The sequence below is a fragment of the Waterburya sp. genome (genome assembly GCF_058530065.1).
This window is the reverse complement of sequence record NZ_JBZNBU010000104.1, coordinates 1-17407: the sequence shown is the minus strand read 5'-3', so window position 1 is coordinate 17407 and position 17407 is coordinate 1. Positions and strand designations below refer to the sequence as shown.

Annotated in this window: 17 protein-coding genes; 9 read left to right on the top strand and 8 right to left on the bottom strand. The window is 38.5% G+C overall.

Translation table 11 applies throughout. The features are described from left to right. The 6 genes from AC33VI_RS06895 to AC33VI_RS06870 form a co-directional block, all read right to left on the bottom strand. Window positions 1-1460: filamentous hemagglutinin N-terminal domain-containing protein (locus tag AC33VI_RS06895; RefSeq protein WP_491781527.1), on the bottom strand; the 1460-nt coding region annotated here is incomplete at its 3' end. 156 nt (window positions 1461-1616) lie between these two features. Then, on the bottom strand, window positions 1617-2720 hold the full coding sequence (locus AC33VI_RS06890; RefSeq protein ID WP_491781526.1) for an ABC transporter ATP-binding protein: 1104 nt from the start codon (window positions 2718-2720) through the stop codon (window positions 1617-1619). Between the two features lie 86 nt (window positions 2721-2806). Then, the gene (locus AC33VI_RS06885) at window positions 2807-3205 is read right to left on the bottom strand and encodes a hypothetical protein (protein WP_491781525.1); all 399 of its coding nucleotides are present in this window, start codon (window positions 3203-3205) and stop codon (window positions 2807-2809) included. Between the two features lie 508 nt (window positions 3206-3713). After that, window positions 3714-4289, bottom strand: a complete 576-nt coding sequence (locus tag AC33VI_RS06880) for a hypothetical protein (RefSeq protein ID WP_491781524.1) — start codon at window positions 4287-4289, stop codon at window positions 3714-3716. A gap of 38 nt (window positions 4290-4327) precedes the next feature. Beyond that, window positions 4328-4930, bottom strand: a complete 603-nt coding sequence (locus tag AC33VI_RS06875) for a hypothetical protein (RefSeq protein WP_491781523.1) — start codon at window positions 4928-4930, stop codon at window positions 4328-4330. 101 nt (window positions 4931-5031) lie between these two features. Continuing rightward, on the bottom strand, window positions 5032-6213 hold the full coding sequence (locus AC33VI_RS06870) for an RtcB family protein (RefSeq protein WP_491781522.1): 1182 nt from the start codon (window positions 6211-6213) through the stop codon (window positions 5032-5034). 172 nt (window positions 6214-6385) lie between these two features. Between AC33VI_RS06870 and AC33VI_RS06865 the strand changes: the two genes are divergently transcribed. The 5 genes from AC33VI_RS06865 to AC33VI_RS06845 all read left to right on the top strand — a co-directional run bounded on the left by AC33VI_RS06865 (window position 6386) and on the right by AC33VI_RS06845 (window position 13105). Continuing rightward, window positions 6386-7420: a ribonucleotide-diphosphate reductase subunit beta gene (locus AC33VI_RS06865; RefSeq protein WP_491781528.1), complete on the top strand. Its 1035-nt coding sequence runs from the start codon at window positions 6386-6388 to the stop codon at window positions 7418-7420. A gap of 543 nt (window positions 7421-7963) precedes the next feature. Beyond that, on the top strand, window positions 7964-9946 hold the full coding sequence (locus AC33VI_RS06860; RefSeq protein WP_491781521.1) for a tetratricopeptide repeat protein: 1983 nt from the start codon (window positions 7964-7966) through the stop codon (window positions 9944-9946). 81 nt (window positions 9947-10027) lie between these two features. Further along, on the top strand, window positions 10028-11764 hold the full coding sequence (locus AC33VI_RS06855) for a diflavin flavoprotein (RefSeq protein ID WP_491781520.1): 1737 nt from the start codon (window positions 10028-10030) through the stop codon (window positions 11762-11764). 249 nt (window positions 11765-12013) lie between these two features. Further along, window positions 12014-12697 carry a GntR family transcriptional regulator gene (locus AC33VI_RS06850; RefSeq protein ID WP_491781519.1) on the top strand — a complete coding sequence of 228 codons (684 nt, stop codon included), beginning with the start codon at window positions 12014-12016 and terminating at the stop codon, window positions 12695-12697. 3 nt (window positions 12698-12700) lie between these two features. Continuing rightward, a complete protein-coding gene (locus tag AC33VI_RS06845; RefSeq protein WP_491781518.1) occupies window positions 12701-13105 on the top strand; it encodes an allophanate hydrolase-related protein in 405 nt (134 codons plus the stop codon). Window positions 13106-13153: 48 nt separating this feature from the next. On the opposite strand, the gene AC33VI_RS06840 is transcribed toward AC33VI_RS06845, so the two are convergent. Next, window positions 13154-14392: a Zn-dependent hydrolase gene (locus AC33VI_RS06840; protein WP_491781517.1), complete on the bottom strand. Its 1239-nt coding sequence runs from the start codon at window positions 14390-14392 to the stop codon at window positions 13154-13156. 150 nt (window positions 14393-14542) lie between these two features. Between AC33VI_RS06840 and AC33VI_RS06835 the strand changes: the two genes are divergently transcribed. Further along, entirely contained in the window at window positions 14543-15088 is a 546-nt protein-coding gene (locus tag AC33VI_RS06835; protein WP_491781516.1) for a Uma2 family endonuclease, read from the top strand. Window positions 15089-15573: 485 nt separating this feature from the next. After that, window positions 15574-15864: a DUF6679 family protein gene (locus AC33VI_RS06830; protein WP_491781515.1), complete on the top strand. Its 291-nt coding sequence runs from the start codon at window positions 15574-15576 to the stop codon at window positions 15862-15864. Window positions 15865-15882: 18 nt separating this feature from the next. Here AC33VI_RS06830 and xth read toward each other — a convergent pair whose 3' ends face one another. Then, window positions 15883-16665 (bottom strand): exodeoxyribonuclease III, encoded by a 783-nt coding sequence (gene xth / locus AC33VI_RS06825; protein ID WP_491781514.1) that lies wholly within the window; start codon window positions 16663-16665, stop codon window positions 15883-15885. A 50-nt stretch (window positions 16666-16715) separates the two neighbouring features. On the opposite strand from xth, the gene AC33VI_RS06820 reads away from it, so the two are divergent. Continuing rightward, window positions 16716-17123, top strand: a complete 408-nt coding sequence (locus tag AC33VI_RS06820) for a gamma-glutamylcyclotransferase family protein (protein ID WP_491781513.1) — start codon at window positions 16716-16718, stop codon at window positions 17121-17123. 78 nt (window positions 17124-17201) lie between these two features. Beyond that, on the top strand, window positions 17202-17407 hold a 206-nt coding region (locus AC33VI_RS06815), incomplete at its 3' end, for a hypothetical protein (RefSeq protein ID WP_491781512.1).

The following is a 17407-nucleotide window of genomic DNA, read 5'->3' as shown; positions in this document are numbered from 1 at the left end:
TTAATCGTTAAATTCCCTGCATTACCATTCCCTGAAGTAGAAGCATTAATATCTGCACCATTACTCAAAGAGAGAGAATCACCACTAATTTCAATCGTTCCTCCATTACCTTGACCAATTGATGAGATCGCACCATTATTGTCTGTTAAAGTGACTACACTAGTTTCAATCTCACTAGCATCTAAAGAGACAGAATCACTATCAACTACTATTCTTCCCCCATTTCCCCTTCCCAAGACTGCTGTAACGATTCTTGCTTGATTTTCTAGGGTCAAAGAGGGAGTCGTGATATTGATTTCACCACCATTACCGTTGGCAGTAGCCAGAATGTTGCTAGAAAAACTCGTACTTGTGCCATTTAATGAAATTGAGTCATCAGCGTTGACCGTAACATTACCTGCATCTCCTTGTCCTCTAGTACTGGTACTAAAAAAACTTCCACCAGTTAGGTCAATGGAAAATGCTTGAGCGTTAATATCACCCCCAATACCAGTGGCATCTTCCGCAATTTGATTGCGAATTGTACTAGATTCAGCAAGATTGATATCACCCGTTGCATCTAAATTAATATCTCCAACTTCAGATTCGGGAGTACCTAGCCCTTGATCAATACCTGCAACTAAGTTACTACTGCCACTGAGAGTAATATTATCAGCATTGACATTAATATTCCCCCCTTCAGAACTACTAACATTAATTTCCGAACCGTTGCTCAGTGTTATATTACCTCTAGCAATATTTTCGGTGAAGCTCAGACTACCATTTTCTCCTAAATTAATAACCCCAGGCGCAGATAAACTACCTAGTTCGATATTGCCTCCTCTGGCGGTTAGATTGCCGCCTTCAAAGTTAAGATTTCCACCTAGGAAAGTTAGGTTATTAGTAGGATTAACTTCTAATCCGATTACTTCTGAATTACTATTTTGTACTCGCGAACGATTAATAATATTTCCTGGATTATCTCGAAAACCCAAACCAATGGGCGCATTAACCGTTAACAAAGGTGGATTTTCTAAATCTGCTGCGCTAAACTCACCACCATCAAACAAAATACTACTCGCGCTAGAAGCTAAAAATGAGCCACCTATGTCTAGTCTGGCATTTTCACCAAAGATAATCCCCGCAGGGTTGATTAAAAACAAACTGGCACTGCCATTTGCCCTAATCAGACCATTAATATTGGAAATATTACCGCCTGTTACTCGACTAAAAATATTAGAGATATCATTAGCATTATTGAAGAAAGCTTCGTTCCCCGTACCTATTGAGAAATCTTGAAAGCTATGAAATAGATTACCTTCTCTGGTTTCTCCTCCCGTTATTACTGCGCTATTGCCATTTTGAGTAACTTGAGTATTGACTGTAAAATCTGATGTAACTTGGGCTTGAGCTGGATTAGTATAAAAACAGGTGAGGGCACAAAAACCAATCTGTAAAGAAAAGAACAGATCTTTTTTCATGATGTGTCGGAGATAGAAAATTTGTTAGTAGATTTACTTTTATACTACTATTCTCGTGTTCCCTAGTATGACAAAAAATTTACAAAAATCAATTTACCCTCTATTTTGATATTTAAAATATTAGAATTTGACCGCTCCAGAAAATTTATAATTTATTTATTGAGTTATTAAAGTCTTGCCAGTTTTAAAATCAAAAATAAAGATCTGGGCGGGATCTAATTTTACTAAAATGCGATCGCCTTTTCGACCTTGCCAAGTGGCATCTGCCAATAAATTAAAACTTAAATTAGAATCGGTCACAACTGCCTTAATCAAAGTTTCTCTGCCCAAAGGCTCAACTAAACTGACTTGAAGTATTAAACAATTTTGCTGGTTATTTTCTGTAGCTAGATCCAAAACCGTAATATGTTCGGGGCGAATACCTAAATTAAAAGTTTCTCCCTGACTGGGTTGTAGCTGCTGTAAAATTTGCTTATCTGGCTCGATAGTGCGATCGCCTGCCAAGATAAACCGCCCACTATCATAGGTTGCAGGCACAATATTCATGGGAGGATTGCCTAAAAACCCCGCAACCATACAATTAATCGGGCGATCGTAAATAGCCTGGGGAGTTCCGATCTGCTGTATTGTGCCATCATCTAAAACTACTACCCGATCTGCCAGTGTCATCGCTTCAGTGCGATCGTGAGTTACATAAATAGTAGTAATACCCACCTTTTGATGTAGCTGTTTTAATTCCGCCCTCGTATCGTCTCGCAATTGCGCGTCTAAATTAGATAGGGGTTCGTCTAATAAAAATACCTGGGGCTGACGGGCGATCGCTCTACCCAATGCTACTCTCTGCTGTTGTCCGCCAGATAGCTGTTTGGGCTTGCGTTTGAGTAAATGTTCTATATCCAGCGATCGCGCTACTTCTCCCACTCGTCGAGCAATTTCCCGCTGTTGTTCTCCCCGCATTTTTAAGCCAAAAGCCAGATTTTCCCCTACGCTCATGTGAGGATAAAGGGCATAATTCTGAAAGACCATTGCCACATCCCTTTGTCTAGCGGGAAGATCGTTAACCAAGCGATCGTCAATATACAGTTTACCGCTGGAAATCGATTCTAACCCCGCGATCGTCCTCAAAATGGTCGATTTACCGCAACCAGAAGGTCCTACTAAGACCCAAAATTCGCCGTCGGGGATCTTAAAGGTAATATCTTTTATTGCCGTGATATTACCAAACTGTCGAGTAATCCCCTGCAAACTAACTTGAGCCATAAGTTAAGGTGAGTGCTAAATATAGTCCTACAAGATTATCTTAAGACAAGTTAATTCATTCCCTTGCAAGTTGAGAAAATCTACTATTATTTTGCTTCTTTGAGATAATTTTCTGCCATTAGTTTGAGTCGATCTCCCTCAAATAGATAATTATCAATCAGGTTTTTCATTTTGATATGAGGTTGACGAGCGTTTTTTAGTTGTTTTTTTTGCTGACGCTCGATTCTATTTCCCTGTCTGGTAACTTGTCTGGCAATATGATGTTTGCCAAAAAGATGTAGCCCAATAGCTGCTGCTTCGTCTAAACCAAAAGAATTATGGGGTTGTTTGAGATCTTGGAGTTGGGCATTAACTTCTTGTTTTAACTCGCGGAGTTTTTGCTGAGATTCTTTGATGCGCTTGAGTTGTTGGCGTACTGAATTAGGGTTGTCTAGATTGAGATAGAGTTGAGCAGCTACTTGTTTGATTTCTTGTAGATTAGCCATGACCAAAAAGTTTGTTTGAAGATATTTAATTATCAGTGAACAATATTGGTTCGACAAGCTTGATTGTCAGCTATGGTCATTCCAAATAAAAACCAAACAATACCTTGAAAAAGTAGAGAGTAGTGAGTAGCGAGTAGCGCGAAGTTGCGTTGCGGGGGTTCCCCCCGTTGAGCAAACTTCGTAAGAAGGGAGTGGTATTCCAGCTTGTTATCAATACGTAAATACCATCAGGAAACTAATTGGAATGACTATAACCCTCTCCTAAGAAATTATCCCCGAACAGAAAGAGTTATATCAAAAGTTACACGAATCAGAGTAATTCGATCTCCGCCAAAATATTATTAATAATTTCTAGTGGTTAGTAATTAGTCGTTGCTAAGGTAATTATAGCGATCGCGATGCTGATTAAATAAATTTAAGTTTGAGTTTAGTTCCATTGGGCATATCTTGTATTTGTTGTGCAAAATTACCTTGAAAACCAATTTATTATCTCTTAAATTAAAATACTTTAATATTTTTCTGGTAGATAACTTGCTGATATTCCTATTAATCCAGCACCACATAAACCTACTATTATAGTAGCGATATAAATTATTCGTCGATTTCTTTTAGATTCAACATTGAATATTGATTCCATACAAGATGTACTTACAGCAATAGATAATAAAATACTCCCACAATTATAAAATAATTGGTAATTGTAATTATTGATTATATCTGTCAAATTATTATTATATTCTTTTATAGAAACAAATATTAAGCTGAAAATAAAAACATTTATAATTAAATGAATTATTGTTTCTACAGCATTCCGACTGAGAAATTTACCGTACCATACTAAACTATCATCTTGGTTATTTGGTTCTTCTGACTCCTCAATTTCCCCCGATCCTAAATCCTCTTTAACGAATGAAGTCAATACAATCCCCCAAGTAACTACCCAAAAAACAGAACTTAGTATAGAAATTGCTGGTGCGTGGTGAATACAATCTAGAAGTAGATAAATGGTAAACCAAATTAATAAACTCAATTGAGGCAAAAAAGTATACCATTTAGTTTTTATTTTTTTAATATCGATTGACATAATAAATATTTGAATTTTATGGTTTCAGAGCGATCGCTTTACATATTAACTTCTACAATGTCTCTAGAGGCAAAAAAAAGAGATGATATACCTATTATCAAACAAATAAAAGAGATAAAGTTTAATATTCTTATCCAAGTCTGATGTTGAATATCAAATAGTTTTTTAAAATTATCAATTAAAAAATGACAAGCTAGCAATATATTGGAATAATAGTTGATAGAATTACCCCGTTCGGTAAAAGTATAAGTTTTTGAAAACTCTCCGCTATATATAAGAATGGCTATAATTAATAGTACAGGAATAGAAATAACAGCTAAAGCGATAATTTCTGGAATAGTATTCTCAATCGTTCCTACTTCGGAGGATAAATCATCGGTTTTATTCTGGGAATGTTTTGTTGATGCTTTTTCCGAAAAAATTTTACGATGATTATTAATTATTTCCAATAATACAACAACTATCCACAAAAAATATACTTTAAGATAGTCTAAGATTAACTCATCAGAATTATTGATGATACACAACCAAAACACCCATAATAAAATACTAATTTGAACGACTAAAATAAAACTAGAAGTAAGATTTTTGCTTATCTTATGGAGATAAAATTCAAGTGTTGCTTTAGAAATCAAAGACATAAAAAGTAATTACCAAATACCTATCTATTATCTCAAAAATCAAAAGCGATCGCCCTTCCTTAAGAAAAAGCGATCGATATCCAGATTATTAGATATTTAAACTAACCTTTAACGCAGACAATTTGTTTTAAAGTAGCTACCACTTCAACCAAATCCTGTTGATTAGCCATCACTTCATCAATGGGTTTATAAGCCCCAGGAATTTCATCGATAATGCCGCTATCTTTACGACATTCGACTCCTTGAGTTTGTTCGATGACATCTTCTACAGTAAATTCTTTTTTGGCTTTAGTGCGAGACATTAACCGCCCTGCGCCATGGGAACAGCTACAGTAGCTATCGTGGTTTCCTTTACCCTTGACTATATAAGATTTAGTACCCATCGAACCAGGAATAATTCCATAGTCTTCTTGTCGCGCCCTAACTGCACCCTTACGAGTCACATAAACATCTTCCCCGAAATGGACTTCTTTTTCGGCATAGTTATGATGACAGTTAACCGACAGTAGGGGTTTAATTTCTTTTCCTCCCGTAACCAATCCCTCAACGATCTTTTTAAACCTTGCCATCATCACATCTCGATTAAAACGAGCGTAGTCTTGCGCCCATTGTAAATCCCGCCAATAGGCGGCAAATTCGGGCGTACCTGCCACAAAATATGCCAAGTCAGGATCGGGCAAACTCAATTCAGCTAGTTCGGCTAATTTTTTCCCCGTAGAAATATGACATTGCGCCAGTTTGTTACCAATATGTCTCGAACCAGAATGCAACATCAACCAGACATAATTATCTGTATCCAAACAGAGTTCGATAAAGTGATTTCCGCCACCTAACGAACCCATTTGCTTGAGAGCATTGTTATCTAAATCCTGTACTCCTGGGTGTAATTCTTTAAAATCCTGCCAGCCTTGCCAATTAGTAACGGCTTTTTCGATATTTTTATTTTTTCCTCTACCTACGGGAATTTGCTTTTCAATTTCTCGACGAATTTTCTTCAGTTTTCCTTCAACGCGATCGCCCGTAAAAGGCATTTTTACCGCAGCCATCCCGCAACCAATATCTACACCCACAGCAGCAGGAATCACCGCATCTTTAGTAGCAATTACCGAGCCGACTAACGCACCTTTTCCGAGGTGAACGTCGGGCATTAGGGCGACGTGCTTAAAGACAAACGGCAGTGATGCTACGTTTTGTGCCATCTGACTTTCTTTTTTATCTAGCTCGTGATTTGCCCAAGATAAAACTGGTTTGCTGCTTGATATGTTTAATGGTTCGTGTGGCATGATGTTATTAAAATATCCTACAAATATGATAGCTGGAAAATTTTCTGTTTTGCTACCAAAAATCAAACTAGTGTTTTCGATAAATTTTTGCTAGGCTATAACACCGTATATAGTGTAAATAAGTACAAATAACTCTTAATATATGACCCAAGTTGCATCCCCTTCTCAAGCCATGCTAGCCAACCCTATCTTCAATCCTGGTGGCGACGACAAAGTAGAAAATCGTTCTATTTGGTTTGGTAACACGACTAATTTAATGCAGTTAAATGACGTGCGCTATTCTTGGGCAGTTGGTCTATACCAGCAAATGCGCGAGAATTTCTGGATTCCTCAAAAGTTGGATTTGACTCAGGATGTAACCGACTATGCTAATCTAACGGCTGACGAACGTCGCGCTTATGATGGCATTCTGAGTTATTTGACTTTCCTCGACTCCGTACAAACTTGTAATATTCCTCATCTTAAAAACTGCGTTACTGCACCAGAAGTTAGCGTCTGTATGGCAGAGCAAATTTCTCAAGAGGGAATGCACAACCAAAGTTATCAATATATTATTGAGACCATCATACCAAGCGATCGCCGTAGTACTGTTTATGATTTTTGGCGTACCGATAAGGTGTTGGCAGATCGTTGTGAGTTTATTGCCACTATTTACCAAAAATATGTTGACGATCCCAGTCACGAAAATTATTTTGTTTCTTTACTCGCAGACTATCTACTTGAAGGGATTTATTTTTATAACGGCTTCATCTACTTCTATAATTTAGCATCCAGAATGTTAATGCCTGGTAGCGCGGATATTTTTAAAATGATCAACCGCGATGAGTTGAGTCACGTGCGACTTTATCAAAAAATGCTACCCGAAGCCATGGAATTATTTCCCCATTCCGTCGAGCAAATTTACGAAATGTTCGATACTGCGGTACAACACGAATGCCGTTGGACGAATCATATTGTGGGCGATAGTGTTTTGGGAATCACTGAAGCTAGCACCGAACACTACACTAAGTATATGGCTAATATGCGCTTGCGCTCGATCGGTTTAGAGCCTTTATATAAAGATGAGAAATATAACAAAAGTCCCTATCGTCATTTAGAAAGATTTTCTGATACTAAAAAAGATGGTCATACTAAAGCTAATTTCTTTGAAGCTGGGGTGACAAGCTATGTCATGTCTAGTGGTGTTAGCGGTTGGGATGAAATTTAAAAGATCAGATCGGTATATTTAACTAAAATATCGACAAATCATGACTTTTACTTTAAATTGCTAGTAAATTATTGAATAATCAAATGTTATTTAGCGGGCTAGATTTAGTCTGCTTTTTTATTAAAAGTAATTTTTTAGGGATAACATTTATCTATATACAGGATAAAAATATAATAATTGCTGCATCAACATAGAGAAATGTTTTTGGAGTTGCAGTCTATAGTAGATTTTGTAATCTACGTTTGAGAAGTAATTTTTATGATTGAAAATGATTTTTCCCAGCTATTTAAAAGTATATTAACAAGAGCAAATAGCTTCTATTTAGTTGGCTTAAAAGTGAAGATTAAGTAAAATCCTGGATAATGGCTTTAAGATTTGGTAAATACTGAGATGTAAATACTGGTTTTTTTGTATCTTAGATTGATATAGCTAGAATTGTAGTTAATTTTTCATCCGTCGAATTAACATTATTTATTATTGTAGATTCTAGATACCAGTATACAAACCTAAGTAAAAATATTTATATAATAATTCAGTTGGCTAATGTTTAAGTTATTCAAAAGTCTTCTTCCTACAGAATCTGCCCCAGATAATAATTCGACCATTTCATCTCTAGATTCCAGCTTATCTAATACTCAATCTGGTTTATCCAACAGTTTGGTGAAATCTTGGGAAGCCCAAATTACTCAAGCAGATGATTTGTGGGAGAAAGGCAAAGTCGGCGAAGCCTTGGCAATATATGGTTTGCTAATTGAAAAAAATCCCAATTTGCCAGAAATTCAACAACGTTTGGCTGGACGCTTAAAACAACAGGGAGATTTAGCGATAGCTTATGAAAAACTAGCCACAGGTTTAAAAAATCAGGGCAATGTAGAACAGGCTGCCAACTATTACCGTCAAGCTATTCATCTTAAAGCGATGACGGGAAACACCAGAGAGCAATTACTCCGATCGAGCATTCCTAAAGCACAACGAACTCCCATACCTTTAGATAGTTTAAAAGAAGTTGCTTTTTCGTTTCAACCTTTAACTAATGCTGCTTCGGGGCTAGTCAAATCTCCCTCTTCTCCAATATCCTCTCCTAGAGTAGAAATAGAGTCGGCAGACATATCTCCTACCTTTTCTAATCGTATAAAAGCAATCGATCCCCAACAAGCAAAAGATATTGATTGGGAAACAGCACAAGTATATTTGCAAAAAGCATTAGACCATTTAGAAAGACAAGAATGGTCGCAATCTGCCTTGGCTTGCAAGCAAGCTACAGATATTTTGCCCGATATGGCAGAAGCTTACAAAGTTTGGGGGAATGCTTTGCAAAGGATGGGTCAAACTGCCGAAGCCATGTCTTGTTATGCCAAAGCAGTAGAAATAAAACCCAATCTAGGGGAAGTCTATGCTGGTTTGGCAGATATTTATGTGGAACAAGATAAACTCCAGCAAGCTGTTAAACACTATCAAAAATCAATCATTATTAGACCGAGTGCTAAAGTTTATCGGAGTTTGGCTAGAGTTTGGCAAAAATTAGGCGATATAGAACAAACTCGGAATAATCTTAGTAAAGCCTTAGAGTTAGAATCTTCCAATGGGGAAATAGTAATCTCGGAGATCGCGATCGATAGCGCAACCAAAAACTCAGAACAACCAAGCTCAATTCGTTCTGTAGAAGAATATTGCAGTAAGGCACGACAGCTAGAACGGCAAAATAAATGGCAAGAAGCAGCAAAATGCTATCGGCAAGCTTTAAATATTAGTATGACCTTGCCAGCTTTACCGCCTCAAAAGAACGATTCAGAATCTTTACTACTAAAACCTGAAATGAATAGAGAAGTTTCCCTATCAGAAAAAAAACCCGTCTCTACTCAAACGAATCTAGAGTTTTCACCAGAAAATCAACTGGATAAAGCGATACAACGCTATTATAAGCAAGCAAAATTGCAGCCTAATTCCCCAAAAATTCATACGGATTTGGGCAATTTATATTCTCGCAAAAGACAATGGCAAAAAGCGATCGCCTGCTACCGTCAAGCCATTAATCTCCAGCCTAAATATGCTAACGCCCATTTAAACTATGCCCGCGTTTTATTAAAAATAGGCAGACAGAAAGAATTTATCAAAGAAATGCAGTTGGCTTTGACAATGCAGCCCAAAATTGGTTCGGCATTAGATCGTTTTTATCTGGGTAATGCTTTGGCAGAACAAAAGCAACATCGACAAGCCATTGGTTTTTACTATAAGGCAATCGTCCTCAATCCTCTATTTATTCAAGCCTATCATCGTATGGCAGAAGCTTTGAGCCAACAGGGCAAACACCAACAGGCGATCGAATTTTTGAAGCAGGGAATCGAGCGCAACCCTCAAGATGCTGAATCTTTTTATTTTTTGGGTCGAGAATTTGAATCGATTCAAGACTGGGATAGTGCGGTCAAAACCTACAGTAAAGTACTTCAATTAGAACCTAAATTCCCTGGAGCATCTCAAAAATTAAATCGTGCTTTATCTGAGAAATTAAAAATGGGTCACAAATAGTAGTGGAAATTGCTTTCTCCTTGCTACTGACTCAAACTTGGTAAACTAAGGTTAAAAATAATAACAATGCTTTAAAAAACTATGTCTCCTGCCAATAAAGCCAAGGATGTCCAAGTATTTCCTGTTGCTGCTGATACCCGTGTATTGCGATCGCGTACTTGGGATCGGCTCAAGTTTGAAATAGAATATGCCTTACAAAAAGGAACTACAGCCAATGCTTATCTAGTTGAAGGAGACAAAGTAGCTTTATTCGATCCTCCAGGAGAATCTTTTACCCAAATCTTTCTCGATGCCCTCAAAGAAAGAATCAATCCTCAAAAGATCGATTATCTGATCTTGGGACACGTTAATCCTAACCGCGCCAAAACTATCGAAGCGTTATTGGCAATTGCGCCTCAGATTTCGATTATCTGTACCAATCCTGGAGCAATATCTTTGCGTAAAATTTTGCCAGAAGCAGAATTAAAAATAGAGGCGATTAAAGGGGAAGAAACTCTAGATTTGGGCAAAGGACACGCCTTAGAATTTATTCCCACGCCCAATCCTCGCTACCCAGATCATTTGTGTACCTACGATCCGAAAACCGCAGTGCTATACACCGATAAAATTTTTGGCTGTCACGTCTGTGGCGATCGCGTTTTTGATGAAGGCTGGACGATCGATCTAGAAGACAGGCGTTACTATTTTGATTGTTTGATGGCACCCCATGCAAGACAGATTAAAAATAATTTAGATAAAATTGCCAAGAAATCCACTAAAATCTACGCTACGGGACATGGATCTTTAGTTAAATACAGTTTAGTCGAATTAACTGCCGACTATCGTAATTGGACGCAAAAGCAGAGCGATCGCGAACTGACTGTAGCTTTAATTTACGCCTCGGCATATGGCAACACCGCAACTATCGCTGGTGCGATCGCCAGGGGAATTACTAAAGCAGGAGTCGCGGTAGAATCGATTAACGCCGAGTCGGCAAAACCAGAAGAAATTGAAACGGCGATCGCCAAATCCGCAGGATTTATCATGGGTTCTCCCACCCTTGGAGGACACGCTCCGACTCAAATTCAGGCTGCGTTGGGGATTGTCTTGGCAAATGCACCCAAAACACAACTAGCAGGGGTATTTGGCTCTTTTGGTTGGAGTGGCGAAGCAGTAGACTTGCTAGAGAATAAGTTTCGCAATGCAGGATATAAAATGGGGTTTGAACCGATTCGAGTCAAATTTACTCCCACCGATGCCGTGTTGAAAACCTGTGAAGAAGCAGGAACGGATTTTGCTCAAGAATTGAAGAAAGCCCAACGCAAAAGCAAAAAAGTCCGACAGGCTCAAGGTATTACTTCCGATGTAGATCGCACCGCCCAAGCGGTAGGCAGATTAGTTGGCTCGATGTGTATTGTCACCACCAAAAAAGAAGAAGTTACGGGGGCGATGTTGGCTTCTTGGGTATCTCAAGCAACCTTCAATCCTCCTGGTTTAACCGTAGCAGTGGCTAAAGAAAGAGCGATCGAATCTTTGCTATTTAAGGGGAACAATTTTGTCTTAAATATTCTACCTGAAGGCGATCGTATTCCCATGATGAAGCACTTTTTAAAACCTTTTGCCCCTGGTGAAGAACGTTTTGCAGGAGTAGCTACAGAAGAAGCAGCCAACGGTTGTCCTATCTTGACCGATGCCTTGGCTTATGTAGAATGTCAGGTAGTAAACCGCATGGAATGTGGCGATCATTGGTTATTATATGCCGTAGCCGAACAGGGCAAAGTGTTGGCATCGGATGCAGTTACTGCCGTTCACCATCGTAAGTCGGGTACGCACTATTAGAGACCATTGGTGATAACTTAACGCTTTGTGTTTAAAGTCAAACGCTTTTAAGTAATAAGTGAGGGCGTAATTTTGAGGTTTCCTCAAAATGTTGACCGCCCGAATATGTAATTAAGTAAACCAATCGAGTTATTCGATCGCGGGATGGATTCAACTCAAATATTTATATCGTATACTGTATACTATGTAAGGAAATTCATTTCTTGATTCCCATACATCAGTTCAACATAATGAGTCAGAACTCAAACTATGATTTCTATTCAAAGAAGTCAGTCTTTACGGCAGCAAGTATATGAAGCCTTAAAGCAAATTATCCTCCGAGGAGATTTGGCTTCAGGGGAACGAATAGTCGAAACAAAATTAGCCGAGCAACTAGAAGTGAGTCGTACTCCTATTCGCGAAGCAATTGGTCAGTTAAAACGAGAAAAATTAATTGTGTCCAAACCCAACGGTGGTTTCAGGGTTGCCACACTTTCTATTGCAGACGCGATTCAGCTTTATGACTGTCGTATAGCTTTAGAACAACTGTCAGTTGAAGGTGCTTGTGAAAAGATCGCCCCCAAACAATTAAAACAGTTGGAAAAATACGTGCTGTTGGCAGAAAAACTATTAAAGTCGTCCTCTGGCAAAGACGATAGCTTGAAGCTTCTAGAAATTGATTATCAGTTTCATCATTTGATAGCTGAAAGTTCGGGCAATCAGTGGCTATTAACTTTACTCGAACAAGTATTCGACAAAATGGCATTGTTAAGAGTTCAGACTACCAAACACAATCCTCAAGTGTTGGAAATTCGCCTCGAACATCGAGAAATTTATGAAGCGATCGCCCTGAGAGATTCAGCTCTGGCACAAGCGACAATTAAGCTCCATTTAATGTCTAGCAAAGCCAGAGTAGTCAAGGAATTGGAAATTATTCAAGATACAGCTAAGTAAACGATGACAACTACATTCAATACAAAACGAGTTTTTATCTGTGGTTCGGCTTTGAAAGGACAACCAGACCACAAAAACCTGACCAACGCCAAATTTATCAAAGACACCAAAACTAAACCCCAATACCGCCTCCATGCAGCCGAAAATGGTTGGCATCCCGCTATTTATGCTGTTGCCACAGGCGGTGTGAGCATTCCTGGGGAAATCTATGAAATGACTGAAGAAGAATATGAATATCTTTTGGCTAACGAACCACCTCATATGTATCCAGAGACTGTAAATTTAGCAGGAGAGGAAACGGCGATCGCTATGCTATATCCTCAAGAGTTAGTAGAGAAATACAATTGGGAAGATATTTCCGATTTAGGAGGTTGGGCAGCGTATAAAAAAGTAGCCCTAAAGGACTAGTTGCGGCTAACTAAACGCCTTACTTTCGGTCGCAGTAGCAAGTAAAGATTAAATTTTTCCCAATCTAATCAATGTCTGCAACAAAATATTTGCTCCTTGGGTACATTGTTCGGGGGAAGTGTATTCTGTCGCATCGTGGGAGACTCCCATCACACTAGGGACAAAAATCATCCCCATATCAGTAATTTGCGCCATTTCTTGGGCATCATGACTGGCGCGACTGGGTAAATAGGTATAACTTAGATCGAGATTTTCACAAGATAGGGCGATCGCTTTTTGAATATAGGGTTCGGCTAAAGCTGGTTCGTTATGCAAACAAGGATTTAAGCGAATTTGAGTCTTGGTAGCAACGGCAATCTCTTCGAGATGGATGCGTAATTGTTTTAACAAACTGTCGATGTGTAAACTAGATAAGTCACGAATATCTAAAGTCATTTCTACCCAACCAGGAACAACATTAGCAGCATTGGGTTTGACTTCCATTTTGCCCACAGTAGCCACTTGTTGACCAGGACTGTTGCCAATTTGATTGACGGCGAGAACAACTTGGGAAGCAGCAACTAAAGCATCACAGCGCATTGACATTGGGGTTGTACCTGCATGATTGGCACTACCTTTGACCGTAATGTTGAATCTTCTTTGCCCGACTATACCTTCGACTACACCAATTTGTTTGCCCATGGTTTCCAACACAGGTCCTTGTTCGACATGAAGTTCAACAAACGCAGATATGTCTTCAAGACTGCGACGAGCTTGAGTTAGCTTGTACCAATCACCGCCAATGGTCGCCAAACAGGTTTTGATATCCGTACCATCAGGACGACGATAGTATTCAGGATCTCCAACTACTCTACCCGATATTGCCTTAGAACCAATCATGCTGCCTTCTTCATCGGTAAAGACAATCACTTCTACAGGGCGATCGAGCTTTATTTGGTTTTCTTGAAGAACTCTGACTACTTCTAAACCCGCCAATACTCCATAAGCACCATCATAATGACCGCCACAAGGAACGGTATCGATGTGCGAACCCGTTGCAACCGCACTAGCTACGGGATTTTTACCTGGATACCTACCAATAATATTTCCTGCTGCGTCTATAGTAATTTCCATCTCTAGTTCTTTCATCCACTGTCGAACTAGATTTCTAGCTTCGAGGTCTTCTTTGCTATAAGCAATCCTTTTCACCCCACCATTAGGTAGTTGCCCGATTTGCGCCAAACTAGCAATACTTTGATTTAGGCGATCGCCATTTACTAATAATTGAGTTTTAGTAGTTAGATTCATAGATTGATGAGACGGCAAAAGTATACTGTATACAATTATCCCAAACTAGCATACTATTTTAGATTGATTAGACAACTGCGATACCATTGCTCTCATCTGGCTATTTAAAATATGGACTAAAATTTTAGAACGAGTTCGATCTTCAAAAAAATGGTAGCAATAGCAAAATGGTCGATTGTTGAATATCATAAAATGATTGAGGCTGGCATACTGCGCGATCGCAACATTCAACTGATTAATGGAGAGTTAATCGAAATGAGTCCAGAAGGAGTAACTCATGCAGCCTATGGTGGCAGCATTGCAGATTACTTGCGTGAAGTCTTGAGAGGAAAAGCTTGGATTCGCGAGGCACACCCAATTATAATTGACAACTCAGAGCCAGAGCCAGATATTGCCATAGTCAAACTACCCAAAAATAAATATTTTCAAAATCATCCTGTAGCTTCAGATATTTTTTGGTTAATAGAAATTTCCGACAGTACTTTAAACTACGATCTGAATCAGAAGAAATCAATTTACGCAGCAGCCAATATTCCCGAATATTGGGTTGCAAACATTAAAGAAAAAAAGCTGATTGTCTTTACTCAACCAAAAAACAATGACTATCTAACTCGCTCGGAATTAACATCAGGAATAATTAAGCCTTTCAGTTTTCCTAATATTTCTCTTTCAGTAACTCAATTATTTGCTACTTAGACTACTGTTTGGTAGTGGGCGAACAATTAGTGTAAACGTGAATTTTATTAATTTAGATAAGCAAATCAGTTAGAGACAGTTAGACCTTGGTTAAATGAACTTGATTTTGATTTTTCCCTGATTAGGTGCAAGATCTGAGCCTCTAACTAGCGGCGATCGCCACTAGCAATAGTAGAAAGAAACACAAGCAATTCACCCTACACTATTACTTGTACTGTGACAGTTAAGATAATAGAAAACTGAAAAAATTAAAAGATATCTTCTTCCTTTTCCCTTTCCTCTTTAACCAATCCATACGTTTAACGTTTAATAAAGTGGAAGTATTTACTGCATACAGCTTATTTAAAAACTCAATTAATAATTAATCGAAAAAAATAATCTATAAAAAATATTTACATAGAGTACAAATTAATGTTAATAATATTAAAGCAGCCTTTAAAAAATCCAATTATCTCGTAGACAATTTTTATTGTGCGAATATTTTTATGGAAAGTAAGCTCAGGGAACTAATCGGTCAATCGAATATCTGGCTCTATGTAAAAAGTAGTAGTGGCTGGATTAAAAATGTAGAAATTCAAAATGTTAATTCTCAGACTCTCACTTTTCGTTACGAGCAAGAGTTTGAAAATGAAACAAAAATCTGGGAAAGAACTACTAGAATCGACAACATTCTGGAAATAGACATTCATGTCTTGAGCATACCTAGAAAAAAACAAGCCCTTGAAGCTATGCGAGATAAGCTGAGTCGTTTGTGGGAAGAAAATGAAGACAGTTAATTCTTGTTAGTTGTTAGTCTAAAACTCCACAATGACAGGGGTATGATCGCTGGGTTTTTCTAGTTTTCTAGGTTCAATATCAATCCAGCAATTAGTCGCTTGTTGATAGAGTTTTTCTGTTAAATAGTGATGGTCGATACGCCAACCTCGATTGCGAGTAAAACCTCCAGCACGATAATCCCACCAACTGAAATTTCCTGGTTCGACATTAAATTTGCGAAAAGCATCTTGAAAACCCAAGTCTAATATTTGAGTTAAAGCTTCTCTTTCAGCAGGAGAAGACATAATATGTCTATCTCTAGGTTTATTAGTATAAATATCTTTGTCTTCTAGGGCAATATTAAAATCACCACAGACACATATTTCTAATTTTTCGTTTTGTAGTTGTTCTAAATATTGACGCAGTAATTGCAACCAATTCATTTTATATTCATACTTATCGCTACCTAAAGCCGATCCGTTAGGAACGTAAAGATTGACGATTCTAACCCCATCTACTACACCACTAATGACCCGTTTTTGTGCGTCGAAATCTGCGACTGGATCGCCAATGATCGGACTAAAACCATAACTAACTTTTTCTAAAGGTTTTAGACTAAAAATAGCAACGCCATTATAAGATTTTTGACCCGATATATATAAGTTATAACCCAACTCTTCAAAGGGCGATCGCGGGAATTGATGGTCTTGTACTTTAGTTTCTTGCAAACACAATACATCTACTTTATTTGCTTGCAGCCAGTCGATCGCAATCTGCTGGCGACTCCGAATTGAATTAACGTTCCAAGTAGCTATTTTCAAGACTTCAAATCCTATATATTAATTAAAATTGACCAAAACCCTATTATGCAATGAAACCATCTAGCCTCAAAGTTTTTGTTTATGGAACTCTCAAGCCAGGAGAAGTCAATTACCATCGCTATTGTAATGGTCGGGTGGAATCTCATACCCCAGCCTGTATCAAAGGTATTTTATATAATTTACCTGTTGGTTATCCCGCTACGGTTGAAGGAAACAATCTAGTTAGGGGAGTATTGTTAAGCTTCAAAGATCGGGAGATTTTAGCCAATTTAGATGTTTTGGAAGATTATCAACCCCAGCGAGACGATCGCCTAAACTCATATTATCGTCGTATAGTTACAGTTTATAGTCTAGACAATCTCGTTCTGGGAGAAGCTTGGGCTTATTTTATGACTCCTGAGAAAATAAAGGAATATAAAGGAACGTTAATTGATTCTGGCTGGTGGGGAAGCAATTAATCAGATAAAGTGGTACATCTCCGTCTCCAATACTGTTCGGATAAGCCATGAAATCAAGGGGTTGAGGGAGGGTGTTGGGTGTTGGGTGTCGGGGGTTGGGGTCATTTCTTCCCTACACCCTACCACCTAAATTCGAGAACCCGCGTACCACAAGGGCATAATATCGCCGTTAGGCGCGCCCTCGGCAATAACCTCAACGGAGGGAACCTCCGCAACGGTTTTGCCTCGCAAAGTAAGGCGTTGCTGTTCGCCGCAACTAATGCTCGAATTACCCTACCCCCTTT

Bases quoted from the DNA above. Each gene is read 5' to 3' on its own strand.
- AC33VI_RS06890 (WP_491781526.1), bottom strand. From the start codon at position 2,720: ATGGCTCAAGTTAGTTTGCAGGGGATTACTCGACAGTTTGGTAATATC.
- AC33VI_RS06885 (WP_491781525.1), bottom strand. From the start codon at position 3,205: ATGGCTAATCTACAAGAAATCAAACAAGTAGCTGCTCAACTCTATCTC.
- AC33VI_RS06880 (WP_491781524.1), bottom strand. From the start codon at position 4,289: ATGTCAATCGATATTAAAAAAATAAAAACTAAATGGTATACTTTTTTG.
- AC33VI_RS06875 (WP_491781523.1), bottom strand. From the start codon at position 4,930: ATGTCTTTGATTTCTAAAGCAACACTTGAATTTTATCTCCATAAGATA.
- AC33VI_RS06870 (WP_491781522.1), bottom strand. From the start codon at position 6,213: ATGCCACACGAACCATTAAACATATCAAGCAGCAAACCAGTTTTATCT.
- AC33VI_RS06865 (WP_491781528.1), top strand. From the start codon at position 6,386: ATGCTAGCCAACCCTATCTTCAATCCTGGTGGCGACGACAAAGTAGAA.
- AC33VI_RS06860 (WP_491781521.1), top strand. From the start codon at position 7,964: ATGTTTAAGTTATTCAAAAGTCTTCTTCCTACAGAATCTGCCCCAGAT.
- AC33VI_RS06855 (WP_491781520.1), top strand. From the start codon at position 10,028: ATGTCTCCTGCCAATAAAGCCAAGGATGTCCAAGTATTTCCTGTTGCT.
- AC33VI_RS06850 (WP_491781519.1), top strand. From the start codon at position 12,014: ATGATTTCTATTCAAAGAAGTCAGTCTTTACGGCAGCAAGTATATGAA.
- AC33VI_RS06845 (WP_491781518.1), top strand. From the start codon at position 12,701: ATGACAACTACATTCAATACAAAACGAGTTTTTATCTGTGGTTCGGCT.
- AC33VI_RS06840 (WP_491781517.1), bottom strand. From the start codon at position 14,392: ATGAATCTAACTACTAAAACTCAATTATTAGTAAATGGCGATCGCCTA.
- AC33VI_RS06835 (WP_491781516.1), top strand. From the start codon at position 14,543: ATGGTAGCAATAGCAAAATGGTCGATTGTTGAATATCATAAAATGATT.
- AC33VI_RS06830 (WP_491781515.1), top strand. From the start codon at position 15,574: ATGGAAAGTAAGCTCAGGGAACTAATCGGTCAATCGAATATCTGGCTC.
- AC33VI_RS06820 (WP_491781513.1), top strand. From the start codon at position 16,716: ATGAAACCATCTAGCCTCAAAGTTTTTGTTTATGGAACTCTCAAGCCA.